Source organism: Vibrio sp. HENC-03 (genome assembly GCF_000305755.2).
Lineage (GTDB): Bacteria > Pseudomonadota > Gammaproteobacteria > Enterobacterales > Vibrionaceae > Vibrio > Vibrio owensii.
Window position 1 is genome coordinate 314,951 of sequence record NZ_JH976126.1, and the last position, 13,475, is coordinate 328,425.

Annotated in this window: 17 protein-coding genes; 8 read left to right on the forward strand and 9 right to left on the reverse strand. The window is 45.3% G+C overall.

The window, feature by feature from the left end:
* Nucleotides 1–48: 48 nt before the first annotated feature.
* The 3 genes from hemH to htpG form a co-directional block, all read right to left on the reverse strand.
* Entirely contained in the window at nucleotides 49–1,014 is a 966-nt protein-coding gene (gene hemH / locus VCHENC03_RS06075) for a ferrochelatase (RefSeq protein ID WP_009707223.1), read from the reverse strand.
* Between the two features lie 139 nt (nucleotides 1,015–1,153).
* Entirely contained in the window at nucleotides 1,154–1,798 is a 645-nt protein-coding gene (gene adk, locus VCHENC03_RS06070; protein ID WP_005425498.1) for an adenylate kinase, read from the reverse strand.
* 320 nt (nucleotides 1,799–2,118) lie between these two features.
* Nucleotides 2,119–4,023 (reverse strand): molecular chaperone HtpG, encoded by a 1,905-nt coding sequence (gene htpG, locus VCHENC03_RS06065; protein ID WP_009707224.1) that lies wholly within the window; start codon nucleotides 4,021–4,023, stop codon nucleotides 2,119–2,121.
* A 272-nt stretch (nucleotides 4,024–4,295) separates the two neighbouring features.
* On the opposite strand from htpG, the gene VCHENC03_RS06060 reads away from it, so the two are divergent.
* Genes VCHENC03_RS06060 through VCHENC03_RS06045 form a run of 4 tightly spaced genes read left to right on the forward strand, consistent with a single transcriptional unit; the run spans nucleotide 4,296 to nucleotide 6,800 of the window.
* Nucleotides 4,296–5,168 carry a winged helix-turn-helix domain-containing protein gene (locus tag VCHENC03_RS06060; protein ID WP_009707225.1) on the forward strand — a complete coding sequence of 291 codons (873 nt, stop codon included), beginning with the start codon at nucleotides 4,296–4,298 and terminating at the stop codon, nucleotides 5,166–5,168.
* Nucleotides 5,169–5,179: 11 nt separating this feature from the next.
* Complete coding sequence (toxS, locus tag VCHENC03_RS06055; protein ID WP_009707226.1) at nucleotides 5,180–5,695, forward strand: transmembrane regulator ToxS; 516 nt, start codon at nucleotides 5,180–5,182, stop codon at nucleotides 5,693–5,695.
* A 47-nt stretch (nucleotides 5,696–5,742) separates the two neighbouring features.
* Nucleotides 5,743–6,498, forward strand: a complete 756-nt coding sequence (locus tag VCHENC03_RS06050) for a sulfite exporter TauE/SafE family protein (RefSeq protein ID WP_009707227.1) — start codon at nucleotides 5,743–5,745, stop codon at nucleotides 6,496–6,498.
* Between the two features lie 23 nt (nucleotides 6,499–6,521).
* Entirely contained in the window at nucleotides 6,522–6,800 is a 279-nt protein-coding gene (locus VCHENC03_RS06045) for a SelT/SelW/SelH family protein (protein WP_009707228.1), read from the forward strand.
* Nucleotides 6,801–6,860: 60 nt separating this feature from the next.
* Here VCHENC03_RS06045 and yfcE read toward each other — a convergent pair whose 3' ends face one another.
* From yfcE to VCHENC03_RS06015, 6 genes are all read right to left on the reverse strand, one after another.
* Complete coding sequence (gene yfcE / locus VCHENC03_RS06040) at nucleotides 6,861–7,406, reverse strand: phosphodiesterase (RefSeq protein WP_005436936.1); 546 nt, start codon at nucleotides 7,404–7,406, stop codon at nucleotides 6,861–6,863.
* A 70-nt stretch (nucleotides 7,407–7,476) separates the two neighbouring features.
* A complete protein-coding gene (locus VCHENC03_RS06035) occupies nucleotides 7,477–7,686 on the reverse strand; it encodes a hypothetical protein (RefSeq protein ID WP_009707229.1) in 210 nt (69 codons plus the stop codon).
* Between the two features lie 160 nt (nucleotides 7,687–7,846).
* Entirely contained in the window at nucleotides 7,847–8,254 is a 408-nt protein-coding gene (locus VCHENC03_RS06030; RefSeq protein ID WP_009707230.1) for a CBS domain-containing protein, read from the reverse strand.
* Complete coding sequence (locus tag VCHENC03_RS06025) at nucleotides 8,251–8,601, reverse strand: P-II family nitrogen regulator (protein WP_005436932.1); 351 nt, start codon at nucleotides 8,599–8,601, stop codon at nucleotides 8,251–8,253. Before VCHENC03_RS06025 ends, VCHENC03_RS06030 begins: the two co-directional genes overlap by 4 nt.
* Nucleotides 8,591–9,382, reverse strand: a complete 792-nt coding sequence (locus VCHENC03_RS06020; RefSeq protein ID WP_009707231.1) for a DUF1538 domain-containing protein — start codon at nucleotides 9,380–9,382, stop codon at nucleotides 8,591–8,593. The genes VCHENC03_RS06025 and VCHENC03_RS06020 overlap by 11 nt, the downstream gene beginning before the upstream one ends.
* Nucleotides 9,379–10,113, reverse strand: a complete 735-nt coding sequence (locus tag VCHENC03_RS06015) for a DUF1538 domain-containing protein (protein ID WP_005436927.1) — start codon at nucleotides 10,111–10,113, stop codon at nucleotides 9,379–9,381. The genes VCHENC03_RS06020 and VCHENC03_RS06015 overlap by 4 nt, the downstream gene beginning before the upstream one ends.
* A 257-nt stretch (nucleotides 10,114–10,370) precedes the next feature.
* Here VCHENC03_RS06015 and VCHENC03_RS06010 point away from each other — a divergent pair, with 257 nt between their 5' ends.
* From VCHENC03_RS06010 to VCHENC03_RS06000, 4 genes are all read left to right on the forward strand, one after another.
* The gene (locus VCHENC03_RS06010; protein WP_009707232.1) at nucleotides 10,371–11,288 is read left to right on the forward strand and encodes a TIGR01777 family oxidoreductase; all 918 of its coding nucleotides are present in this window, start codon (nucleotides 10,371–10,373) and stop codon (nucleotides 11,286–11,288) included.
* Nucleotides 11,289–11,325: 37 nt separating this feature from the next.
* Nucleotides 11,326–12,153, forward strand: a complete 828-nt coding sequence (locus VCHENC03_RS06005; protein ID WP_009707233.1) for an SDR family oxidoreductase — start codon at nucleotides 11,326–11,328, stop codon at nucleotides 12,151–12,153.
* 74 nt (nucleotides 12,154–12,227) lie between these two features.
* On the forward strand, nucleotides 12,228–12,410 hold the full coding sequence (locus VCHENC03_RS27845) for a hypothetical protein (protein ID WP_009707234.1): 183 nt from the start codon (nucleotides 12,228–12,230) through the stop codon (nucleotides 12,408–12,410).
* A 198-nt stretch (nucleotides 12,411–12,608) separates the two neighbouring features.
* A complete protein-coding gene (locus VCHENC03_RS06000; RefSeq protein ID WP_009707235.1) occupies nucleotides 12,609–13,463 on the forward strand; it encodes a thioredoxin family protein in 855 nt (284 codons plus the stop codon).
* The last annotated feature ends 12 nt before the right edge of the window (nucleotides 13,464–13,475 follow it).

Consider the following 13,475-nt stretch of genomic DNA (forward strand, 5'->3'; position numbering starts at 1 on the left):
TTTGTTGTCTCTTATCCGCGCCACTTTAAGACGCGTTCGAATCAACGGTTACAGCTTAGAGCGAACTAACTCTACCATCATCTCGATGTGGTCATCGTTATCGTTAAGACATGGAATGTAGCTGAAGCTCTCGCCCCCTGCTTCTAGGTAAATCTCTCGGCACTCTTCTGAGATCTCTTCCAACGTTTCTAAACAGTCTGCAGAGAACGCAGGAGTCAGCACGTTGAGCTTCTTCTTGCCCTGACTTGGTAGCACTTCTAGTGTCTTGTCCGTGTATGGTTGTAGCCACTCTTCTCGACCAAAGCGAGACTGGTAAGTCATGCCGATCTGGTCGTCACTCAAACCTAGCGCTTCTCCAAGCAAGCGTGTTGTCTCTGCACAATGCTTAGGATAGATATCTCCGTTGTCTGCGTAGCGCTTAGGGATACCATGGTACGAGCAAAGTAGGTAATCACCTTGACCATGTTCTGCCCAATGTTCACGAACTGATTGAGCGAGTGCTGCGATGTACTTAGGATGATTGTGGTAGTCGCGGATAAAGCTAAACTCTGGCATTACTGGTATGTTTTTGAATGCTTTCGTCATGCCATCAGAAACAGCTGCAGTCGTAGTGCCTGAGTATTGCGGATAAAGCGGCAATACAATCACTTCTTCTACGCCTTGAGCTTGCAACGCTTCAAAGCCTGATTGCAGACTTGGGTTGCCATAAGTCATGCCTAACTCAACAGGCATATCAAGTGCCGCAGCGAGCTTCTGAGCTTGTCGTTTGGAATACACCATCAAAGGTGAGCCCTCTTCCATCCATACCGATTGATAAAGCTTGGCTACTTTTGGAGAGCGGATTGGTAGAATGACACCGTGAAGAATCGGACACCAAAGCCAACGCGTCATATCAACGACACGGTGATCATGAAGAAACTGACTTAGAAAGCGTTTAACGGCCGGTGCGGTTGGCTCATCAGGCGTACCTAAGTTAACCAGTAACACGCCCTGTTTATTATTGTTGTTTTTCATAACATCCTATTCATGGTAAACGGCTTGGTTTGTACGGCGCATCGAACCAAATGGTTCAGCGTACTTTCAGGCTAAATAAAAAAGCGACCCGAGGGTCGCTTTTAAATATATCAAAATATTAAATTTTGCCGTTAGCAAATTATGCTAGCGCTTTCTCAATATCTGCGCTTACTTCTGCAACTTGCTTAGTACCGTCGAATTTAAGGTACTTAGTGTTGCCTGCTTCAGCTTCTTTGCCGTAGTAGTTGATAAGCGGAGCAGTTTGCTCGTGGTAAACGCCTAGACGTGCACGTACTGTTTCTTCTTTGTCGTCATCACGAACAACAAGGTCTTCACCAGTAACGTCATCCTTACCTTCCACTTTAGGTGGGTTGTAAACAACGTGGTAAGTACGACCTGAAGGAAGGTGAGCACGACGACCCGCCATACGCTCAACGATCACGTCGTCAGCTACGTCGAATTCGATAACGTAATCTACGTCAACGCCCATTTCTTTTAGGCCATCAGCCTGAGGGATAGTGCGTGGGAAACCATCTAGTAGGAAACCTTTTTCGCAATCGTCTTGAGCGATACGCTCTTTGATTAGGCCAAGGATGATTTCATCAGAAACTAGCTGACCAGCGTCGATAACAGCTTTAGCTTGTTTGCCAAGTTCTGTACCTGCTTTGATAGCAGCACGAAGCATATCACCAGTAGAGATTTGTGGAATACCGTATTTATCCATGATGAAGTTTGCTTGTGTGCCTTTACCTGCACCTGGAGCACCTAGAAGAATGATGCGCATGATTTATCCTCTTTAATATTTAAGATTTATACCGAAGCTCACAATAATTGGACTTCCAGGTCACTAACCCTACGAAGTGCTCACAACGATAAGTTTCGGTATAACGTTTAGGCGAGCCAAAATACACGCCTTATTACTCACATTCAAGTGTTGCGATTCTAACACAGGTTCACTGCGCAATGAGCAGATTAAGACTAAAGAATGTTAGCAATGCCTGCTTTCGAGCTTTATTGATTACTAACTCAACACTCAAAGTGTGAATCTATGCGTTTACAAACAAAAAGCTCGCATTTCGCGAGCTTTTTATTGATGTTTGGTTATTAAACCTTAGTCAAAAGCTTGTTAATAGCACCGACAAATTGCGTTGGGTCTTCCATCGAACCGCGCTCTGCTAACATCGCTTGACCTAGTAGCACCTCTACCCAACGTCCGAATGCTTCTTCATCCACTTCGTCCGCCATGCGCTTCACTAGCTCATGCTCTGGGTTAATTTCAAAGATGTATTTCACTTCTGGCACCGCTTGACCAGCGGCCTCAAGAAGCTTCGCCATCTGCGTGCCCATTTCGAAATCATCCGTCACGACAACGGCTGGCGTAGTCGCAAGTTTGAACGTCGTACGAACCTCTTTTACTCGGTCACCTAGGTAAGACTGGGTGCGCTCAACAACAGATTTGAACTCTTCTTCCGTTTCTTTCTGCTTTTCTTTTTCCGCTTCGTCTTCAAACTTACTTAGGTCTAAGCCTGCTTTAGTAATCGACTGGAACTGCTTACCATCAAACTCAGTCAGGTAGTTCATCAACCACTCATCAATGCGGTCAAACATCAAGATAACTTCGATGCCTTTCGCTTTGAACTGCTCTAAGTGCGGGCTGTTCTTCGCAGCTGCGTAGCTGTCTGCCGTTAGGTAGTAAATCTTATCTTGGCCTTCTTTCATGCGTTCAATGTAAGAAGCTAAACCAACGGTTTGTTCAGCAGAGTCCACTTCAGTAGACGCAAAGCGCAATAGACCAGCAACTTTCTCTTTGTTTGCCATGTCTTCTGCAACGCCTTCCTTCATGACAAGGCCGAACTCTTTCCAGAATGATTGGTATTTCTCTTCATCATTCTTCGCCATACGCTCAAGCATAGTAAGTACACGCTTGGTACATGCGTTGCGAAGTGACTGAGTGACCTTGTTATCTTGCAGAATTTCGCGTGATACGTTCAACGGCAGATCGTTTGAATCAATCAAACCACGAATAAAGCGCAAGTAAGAAGGCATAAACTGCTCAGCGTCATCCATGATGAATACGCGTTGTACATACAGTTTTAAGCCTGATTTATGATCACGGTTCATCATATCCCATGGTGCTTTCGCAGGGATGTAAAGCAAGCTCGTGTAATCGTTCTTACCTTCTACACGGTTATGACTCCAAGTAAGAGGATCAGCGAAGTCATGAGAAACGTGTTTGTAGAACTCTTGGTACTCTTCATCCGAGATATCGGATTTATTGCGTGTCCAAAGTGCTTGAGCTTTGTTAATTTGCTCCCACTTCTTCTCACCCGTTTCTTTGCCTTCGTCATCGCGAACCGCAGTTTGGATAGAAACAGGGATACCAATATGGTCAGAGTATTTGCTGATCACATCACGTAGACGCCATTCGTTTAGGAACTCTTTGCCCTCTTCACGCATGTGAAGCACGATGTCAGTACCACGAGAGTCTTTCGTGATAGTCTCGATGGTGTAATCACCTTCGCCAGCTGAGTGCCATTGAACGGCTTCTTCAGCAGGAAGACCAGCCGCACGAGTGCGAACCGTTACGGCATCCGCAACGATGAATGCAGAGTAGAAACCCACACCGAACTGACCAATAAGTTGAGAGTCTTTGCTCTGCTCATCCGACAGCTTTGAGAAAAATTCTGCTGTCCCTGATTTTGCAATCGTGCCTAAATGTTCAATCACATCATCACGGCTCATACCGATGCCGTTATCAGAGATGGTTAATGTGTTAGCATTTTCATCAAACGCTAGCTTAACGCCAAGGTCAGCATTACCCTCGTATAAATCTGGAGTAGATAGCGCTTTGAAACGAAGCTTATCTGATGCGTCAGACGCGTTTGAGATCAACTCACGTAGGAAAATCTCTTTGTTGGAATAAAGAGAGTGAATCATCAGGTGAAGTAGTTGTTTTACTTCTGATTGAAAGCCACGAGTTTCTTTGTTTTGAGATACGGTTTCGCTCATGTTTGCTCCATAACATCTAAACTAAATAGACTTTTAATGACAAAGCCCTAACCGCCGCCTCATAAAAGCGACATTACTAAGATGTCATTTAACATGTGGCTGACAAATGTAAATTCAAGGTCAATATTGCTAAAAACGGTGTTTTTTTAGAAAATTTTAATTATCCTACGTCCCTAAAAGCATCTAAAACGTAGCACATGTCTTTTTGCGCACGCCTTGTTATGTGACGCAAATCACTATAATTACAGAATCATCCATCTAAGAAGAACTAAATGACTAACATAGGCACCAAATTTCTGCTTGCTCAAAGATTTGTCTTTGACCCAAATAGTAATTCGCTCGCTGACCAACAAAATGGCAACGAAGTTGTACGATTAGGAAGCAACGAAAGCCGTATTCTCCTCATGTTGGCAGAGAGACCTAACGAAGTGATAACGCGTAACGAGCTGCACGAGTTCGTTTGGCGTGAGCAAGGCTTTGAGGTGGATGATTCAAGCCTAACTCAGGCTATCTCGACGCTGCGTAAAATGTTGAAGGACTCAACAAAATCACCAGAATTCGTAAAAACCGTACCAAAACGCGGCTACCAACTTATCAGTACTGTTGAGCGCTTAAGCCCGCTTTCTTCTGATTCAATCCCTGAACTTGATGAACAAGAAGAAGAGAACGAAGCACCCGTTGTCGACCTAGAGCAATTTGCTGAATCTGCGGTTGAGACTCCGGTAGACAAGACAACAGAAGCTGAAGTGACGGTTGAAAAACCTAAAACAGCCCCATCACAAAAGAACGCAAACTGGCTGTTTCGTATTTTAGTTGTGGTTGCAGTCTTGCTGCCTGTTTGTGTACTGATGCTGACTAACCCTGCGGAATCTCAATTCCGTCAAATTGGTGAATACCACAACGTTCCGGTAATGACACCAGTTAACCACCCTCAGTTAAATGATTGGATGCCTTCAATTGAGCAATGCATCAAACGCTACGTGGAGCACCACGCAGAAGAGTCCTCTCCGGTAGAAGTGATCGCAACTGGTGGTCAAAACAACCAACTGATACTGAACTACATTCACGACAGCGAGCATTCCTACGAGAACGTGACGCTGCGTATTTTCGCTGGTCGTAATGACCCAACAGACATCTGCAATTAAAGGAGGCTGAAATGAAGATTAAGATAGCATCTGCGGTTTTGGCCGTATCAATCCTTTTTAGTGGTTGGTTATACTGGGGAAGTGACCTGAAGATAGAACAGGTTCTCACATCAAACGAATGGCAATCGACTATGGTGACACTGATCACCGATAACTTGCCAGACGATACGGTTGGTCCTCTACGTAAAGTCAATGTGGAATCGAATGTGAAGTACTTGCCTAATGGCGATTACATTCGCGTGGCAAACATTCGCCTGTTTGCTCAAGGTTCTAATACAGAATCCACGATCAATATTTCTGAAAAAGGCCGTTGGGAAGTGAGCGATAACTACTTGCTTGTCTCACCAGCTGAATTCAAAGATATTTCAGCTTCTCAATCTAAAGATTTCTCTGAGTCACAACTTCGTCTCATCACACAAATCTTTAAGTTGGATGCAGAGCAAAGCCGTCGCATTGACGTAGTGAACGAAAAAACGTTACTACTGACTAGCCTGAACCACGGTTCTACGGTACTGTTTAGAAACTGATTTTGATTCGATGATAAGGGGGCAAGATGCCCCCTTTTATTTTGCACATGGACTGGCTAGATACCCTCACTCTCTTCTTTGGTTCTCTTATCGCAAATACGCTCGCTTCGCTCTCTGGTGGTGGCGCTGGGTTACTGCAATTTCCGTTATTGATCTTTCTTGGTTTGCCTTTCTCCGTCGCACTAGGAACGCATAAAGTCGCTTCCGTTGCCCTTGGACTTGGTGCTGCGAGTACGCATCTAAAAGCAGGCACAATAAAACCTAAAGTCGCGCTTTATCTGATTCTGGTGGGCAGCATCGGAGTCGTGATTGGCGCTAATCTGATTGTCCAAATCCCCGACAACATCGCAGAGAAAATGCTCGGGGCGATGATCCTTGCTCTTGGAATTTACTCTCGCTTTAAGAAACAACTGGGCCAGACAGAGATACCAATTCATCGTGATACCTTTGGCTGGATAGTCGGCGGGTTAGGTTTGATGTTCATTGGTGTAGTGAATGGCTCGTTGACTGCTGGTTCTGGCTTACTTGTTACCCTCTTCCTTGTTCGTTGGTTTGGTTACGACTACAAGCAAGCGGTGGCCTACACAATGATTTGTGTCGGTCTGTTTTGGAACGGTATTGGTGGCGTCGCAGTGGTACAAGCCGGAGCACCAATTCATTGGGCCTGGTTACCGGTTTTATTAGTGAGTTCATTTTTAGGCGGCAGCTTAGGTGCATGGGCGGCGACAAAGTACAGCAATCGAATTATCAAAATCGCGTTTGAGATCCTCACCTTTGCGGTGGGAATAAAACTACTGCTTTAGTATTTAAAGAAAGGAAATAAGAAATGGATAAAGCCATCATAAACATTCACTACTGTCGTCAGTGCAATTGGATGTTGCGTTCAACTTGGCTATCACAAGAATTGCTTCATACGTTCAGTGAAGAGATTGAAACCGTCAGCTTACATCCTGATACGGGTGGCCGTTTTGAGATTTTTTGCAATGGAGTCCAGATTTGGGAACGTAAAAAAGACGGAGGTTTCCCTGAAGCCAAAATTCTAAAGCAACGTGTAAGAGACATCATCGATCCAGAGCGCGATTTGGGGCATTCAGATACAAAATAGGGAGCCAATTGGCTCCCTTGCTTCTTTATCCAATTCACGATTTATTCGATAACTCGATCGTTAAATCGTGGTCTGAGCTAGCACTTCACCTTCTGGTGTTTGCACTGTCAGCGTATTACCTTCCATCAAACCATAACTGCGTGGTAATCCGTTTCTTGGGAAGGTCATAGAACCAGGATTAAAAATCACCGCCCCTTCTTGCATCTCTGCCACTGGGACATGAGTATGGCCATGAGCAATGATATCGCCTTCACGCAGTGGTGGACGTTTCGCGCTGTTGTACAAGTGACCATGAGTGAGGAACACACGCTTGCCTGATTCTAATAGCAACCAAGCGTAGTCTGTCATCATTGGGAAGTTCAGCAGCATTTGGTCTACTTCGCTGTCACAGTTACCGCGCACAGAAATGATCTGCTCACTGTACTGGTTAAGCAACTCCGCGACTTGTGGAGGATTGTAACCTTCTGGAACCGGGTTTCTTGGCCCATGGTTGAGCGTATCACCCAACAAGATAAGATGATCGGCACCAGAGGCTAAATAAAGCTGAATGGTTTCTTCGGTTGCTGGCAAAGAGCCGTGCAAGTCTGAGGCAAAAAATAATTTCACGACATCGTCTCCTCAAAAGTAATGAGGGTATTCTACGGCATTCTTATAGAAGCTCAACCGAAGTAAGAAACTAGTGGTTACGAAGCATCTCAACCAACATTGGCACCAAGTAGAACCACGCAAAGTAACCGGCACCGACCAAGACCACCGCCCAAAAGATCATCGATAGGAACTTAGACTTAGCTAAATGATTTAATGGGTCGGGTTCTCCGCACCCTGGACAGGTATGAGCTCGTTTTGAAATTTGTTTCTCACATACAGGACAAGCGACTAGCGGCATGACATGACATCCTCAATTATTTCTTTAATTCTCAAAGAATAAGCCTCAGATTGCGGATATGCAATGGCACAGATAAGCAATTCGAATGGGGTTTGCTAAATGTCGCTCACCTGAGAAAACTTATTGCCCTAATTATGAGTGAGCCTCACAACAAACACGCCTATAACTCTTCTCGTGCCATGCCGTTAATCACGATATTGTTGTAACTCACCATGCCAATAACCTCACCGTTTTCAATCACTGGTGCACGACTAATACCGAAGCGCTCAAATAAACGCGCGCAATATTTCACGTTCATATTAGGATCGACAGAAAGCGCTGGCTTGGTCATGATTTCATAAAGATTGGTTCGTTGTGGCGAGCGGTTTTTCGCTAATACTTTTTTCGCGATATCGTTCATTAGTACAATTCCGTACTCATCATCCTCATCGCGTTTTTTCACCACAAGCGCTTTCACTTCACTCTTTCTTGCCAAGGTTATCCCTTCATGGACCGTAATTAACCCATCAACAATGATGTAGGTCGCTGCCATTACGTCTCTAACTCGAATCAACTCATGATGGCTCATAATTCGTCCTCTACTACTTTGGTCAGTTTCTCTACTTGGTGTGCGACGCCCACTGCGTCTTCCACATCAATCTGCACTGCGATGCCTTGACCAGACTCTTGATCAAACTCCCCGACCTCACTGATTGTCTCCAAAATGTGCCTCGATAAATGCTCTTCCACCACAAACAACAACACGTCTTTTTGTACTTCTAGAGTCAGACCAAAGAAAGTTCGTTTTTGGTTTAAACCTTGCCCCCGAGCATTGTTGATCACGGTTGCACCTGTCGCACCGGCATCACGTGCGGCATCAAGCACTTTGTCGGTTTTGCTGTCTTCAACAAAGGCCAGAATCAATTTAAAGCGCATTTTCTTTCTCCTCCGCGGTCTCTTTGTTCAACCACTGGGTGATTTGGGCGTAGCCCATAACAGAAATCATTGGGAATAAACTGGCAAAGGCGATCAAACCGAAGCCATCAATCATTGGGTTTCGTCCCGGAACCGTTGACGCTAACCCCAAGCCAAGAGCAGTCACCAAGGGAACAGTCACCGTCGACGTCGTCACACCACCGGAATCGTAGGCCAAAGGCACAATTAGCTTTGGCGCATAAAAGGTTTGAATCACCACCACAATGTAACCCGCGATGATGTAGTAATGAATCGGGTCGCCCACCACAATCCGGTAGCTTCCAAGTGCAATACCCACCGCAACACCTAATGCGACGGCAACACGTAATCCATTCACACTAATACTGCCGCCAGACACTTGATTGGCTTTGATGGCGACCGCGATGAGAGAAGGCTCCGCAATCGTAGTGCTAAAACCAATAAAGAACGCAAAAATGTACACCCAATAGTAATCAACCCAACTTAAGGCTTGGCCAATTGAAACTTTAAACTCCCGAAGGAAATCAGGTGCGGTCAATTGAGTCGCCATGGTTTCACCAAGTGGAAACAACGCCATCTCCAAACCAAGCAAAAACAACGATAACCCTAAAATAACGTAACCAAAGCCAAGTATTACTTTGGGTAAGTTTGAAACGGGACGACGCAGCACTGCCAACTGAAAACCGAAGATAATGGTCGCGATAGGAACCACATCACTGATGGTTGAGATAAAAGTATCGATGAAATGCGCAAAGGAAATCATGCCACCACCATCCCGTAAACCATGACAAACATCATCGGTAACAAAGAGGCAAAAGCGATAAGTCCAAACCCATCAATCATAGGATTTCGACCTTTAATCGCCGACGCCAGTCCAACCCCAAGCGCAGTCACCAATGGCACCGTTATGGTAGAAGTCGTCACACCGCCAGAATCGTAAGCCACACCGATGATGGATTCCGGCGCAAATCCCGTCAGGATCACAACACCGATGTAGCCACCGATGATCATATATTGAATCGGCCAACCTTTAAGAATCCGAAGCACGCCTAATACAATCGCCACCCCCACCGACAAAGCGACCGTTAAGCGCAAGCCATCTGCGTATTCCTCCATTGATTGCTCAGTATTGGCGATCATCCCTCCCTCGGCCGCCACCTCCGAAGCTTCTTCCGCTACAGCCGTCAATGCCGGTTCAGCAATGGTTGTCCCGAAGCCTAAACAGAATGCGAAAATCAGCAGCCAAAACACACTCCCTTTGTTGGCAAAAGCTTGCGCCATGTTTTCGCCAATCGGAAATAAGCCCAGCTCTAAACCAAAAATGAAAAAGGTTAAACCCAGAATAACCAGTAAAAGGCCGAATAAAATCGAAACCAGATTAGGAAGCGGCTCTTGAAGTACCACAAGTTGGAAGAAGGTAATAACAAGGACAATCGGCAGCAAATCACGGGCGCTACTTAGCAAGGCTCGAAACAGAGCAACAAATGCTTCCATATTCCCCTCCTAGCAACGCTTCATCCTTTCTAAATTCAGCATGACACAGTTTGCTGAAGCTAAGTGTGAGCAACGCTCAATGCTTGATAACATTCTGTTACATTTACTCAAACTGTGAGCTTTGCATCGCTTGGTAAGAAATCGCTACTAAACCATTAGGAACTAATAATAAAATCGACATCGCAAGTCATTGAAATGATCATGCAAGGCGGTTAACGACTATAATATTTGAATGGTTTTACAATCAAAGGGATGACATGAAGATATTACTGACTGGCGGTACAGGCTTTATCGGTTCAGAGCTCCTTAAGCTCCTGACTACGCATCAGGTTATTTTGTTGACGCGCAACCCTGCGCAAGCAAAACAGCGATTACAGCATGCCGATGTCGGTAACATTGAATATCTAGACTCCCTAGATTCGATTGAAGATCTCAATGACGTCGATGCGGTGATTAACCTTGCCGGCGAACCGATTGCAGATAAGCGCTGGAGCAAGGAGCAGAAAGAGGTCATTTGTAACAGTCGGTGGAAAGTGACCGAGAGAATCGTTGAATTAATTCACGCCAGTACCGAGCCGCCAGCGGTATTTATTAGCGGCTCTGCGGTCGGCTATTACGGCGATCAACAAGACCACCCTTTTGACGAATGCTTACACGTAAATAGTGAGGCATTTGCGCACTATGTTTGTGCTCGTTGGGAGCAAATTGCCAAGCGTGCAGAATCCGAGCAAACTCGAGTTTGCATACTTCGAACAGGTTTAGTGCTTGGACAAAATGGTGGAGCACTTGCCAAAATGCTTCTCCCCTATAAGCTCGGCTTAGGCGGCCCACTAGGAAGCGGCAAACAGTACATGCCTTGGATTCATATTTTGGATATGGTTCGGGCTATCATGTATTTGCTCGAAACACCGCATGCTCATGGCGAGTTCAACTTGTGTGCCCCGCACCCTGTCAGCAACCGAATCTTTAGCGGCACGTTGGCGAAAACTCTCAAACGACCACATATCCTGTTTACCCCTAAATGGGTCATGAACATGGCAATGGGCGAATCGTCTTGTTTGCTGTTTGATAGCGTTCGAGCCAAACCTAAAAAGCTCACCGAGCTTGGCTTCAAGTTCAGTTATTCTCGCGTCGAGCCTGCACTCAAGAACTTGCTTCAAGACAGAAGTTGTTGAATCATAAGGCTCACTACCGCCTTTTGTGAGCCCTAATATGAAAAAGTCAGTTCTGATCACCGGATGCTCCACAGGCATCGGATACGTATGTGCCCATGCTTTACAAAAAGAGGGCTTTCACGTTATTGCCTCTTGTCGCAACGAGCAAGACGTTCAACGCTTAACCAGTGAAGGCTTAACCTGCATTCAGTTAGATCTTAATGATCCTCAAAGTATTTCTGCTGGAGTTTCAACAGCTCTGGAACTGGCCGAGGGAAAGCTCTATGCCGTATTTAACAATGGCGCTTATGGACAACCTGGCGCATTAGAAGATCTACCTACAGAAGCACTTCAAGCACAATTTCAGACCAACTTTTTTGGCTGGCACCAACTCGTAAGAGAAGTGTTGCCACACATGCGCAAACAGGGTGAAGGAAGAATCATCCAAAACAGCTCTGTGCTAGGGTTTGCTGCGATGAAATATCGTGGTGCCTATAACGCCTCTAAATTCGCTCTTGAAGGCTGGACAGACACGCTACGTTTGGAATTGATGGACACCAACATCAAAGTTGCGCTGATCGAACCCGGCCCGATAGAGACCCAGTTTAGACAAAATGCCTTAAAAGCGTTTGAGCAGTGGATTGATGTGGAAAACAGTGCCCACAGAGCAGCTTACGAAGGACAAAAGCAGCGTTTGGATAACGACAAGTCGAACAACAAATTTGTCCTTCCTGCTGAGTCTTGTATTGAGCCAGTGCTTCACGCACTCACCAGTGATAAACCAAAGATTCGCTACCGAATCACCACACCGACCAAAGTATTTGCGGTATTAAAGCGCCTGTTACCAACTCGTATTCTTGATAAGATTTTGCGACAAGCAGCATAAAAAATTTTTATCACGATGTAATTTTACCGTAACAATGTGATGTCATTATGAGCATGTAGGTTAAGAAAACCTCAATGTTCGAATCAATTTCTAAGTCAGTATCTTCATCCATCGAGCCTGAACGTGATGTGGATACTCACTATAGATTTGGTATCGCCACCCTTTCTGTTTTGTATTTTCGCGAGACAATAATGACATTAAATCAGCTTAACTGGCTTAGTGTGGGTGTAGTGTTGACCATGTTCATCCTATTTTGATACCGCACTCAGCACACTACTATAACGTCTAACAAGACTCTCTAAACCGTGCTGGACTAGCCAAATTTAATAGCACTTTCGCTTGCTATCAGGAATACGCTGCTTCGGCAGCGTTTTTCCTTTCTATCGCTTGAATTTCCCAAATATCAACTCCATATCTACAATCAACGACAAGAAACAAAAAGCAAGGATACTCTGATGCAATCCCCATTTATCGTTGAGTTAACAGAACAAAATTTCCGTGAAACGCTTGAAGGATCAATGAACACGCCTGTATTGATTCACTTTTGGGCGGGCGCTCAACCAGAAAGCGCACAAGTGATTCCTGATCTACAAATGCTGACTCAGCAATACAACGGTGCATTTACCCTTGCTCTATTGAACTGTGAACAGCAACCTGCTCTTGCTTCTCAATTTGGCGTGCAAGTGCTACCAACCATCGCATTATTCATGAACGGCCAAGCCGTCGATGGTATGGGTGGTCCTCAGCCTATTGACGCGATTACAGCAATGCTGCAAAAGCATCTACCAAGCCAAGATGAGATGCAGTTGAAGCAAGCAAGTGAATTGCTCCAACAAGGTGAGCATGCTCAGGCATTAGCGATTCTTCAAACGCTATCGGAAGAGCTTCAAAACCGTGGAGACGTGAAACTGGCGATGGCAGATTGCTTGCTGGAAACCAAAAAGTTTGAATTGGCACAAACGCTGTTAAGCGCGATTCCACTGGAATACCAAGACAACTACTACAAAGGTTTGATCGCGAAGTTAGACCTGCACCTTCAAGCAGCAGAAAGCCCAGAGCTTCAGCGTCTTGAACAAGAACTAGCAGCAAACCCTGACAACATTGAATTGGCGTGTGAACTTGCCGTTCAGTACAACCAAGTGGGTCGCGATGAAGAAGCGCTAGAGTTACTTTGGAACATTCTTAAGACCAACCTAGGCGCACAAGATGGTGAAGTGAAGAAAGTCTTTATGGATATCTTGAGCGCACTTGGCCAAGGCAACGCACTGGCAAGTAAGTACCGCCGTCAACTTTACTCGATTTTGTACTAAGCGAATCGATTT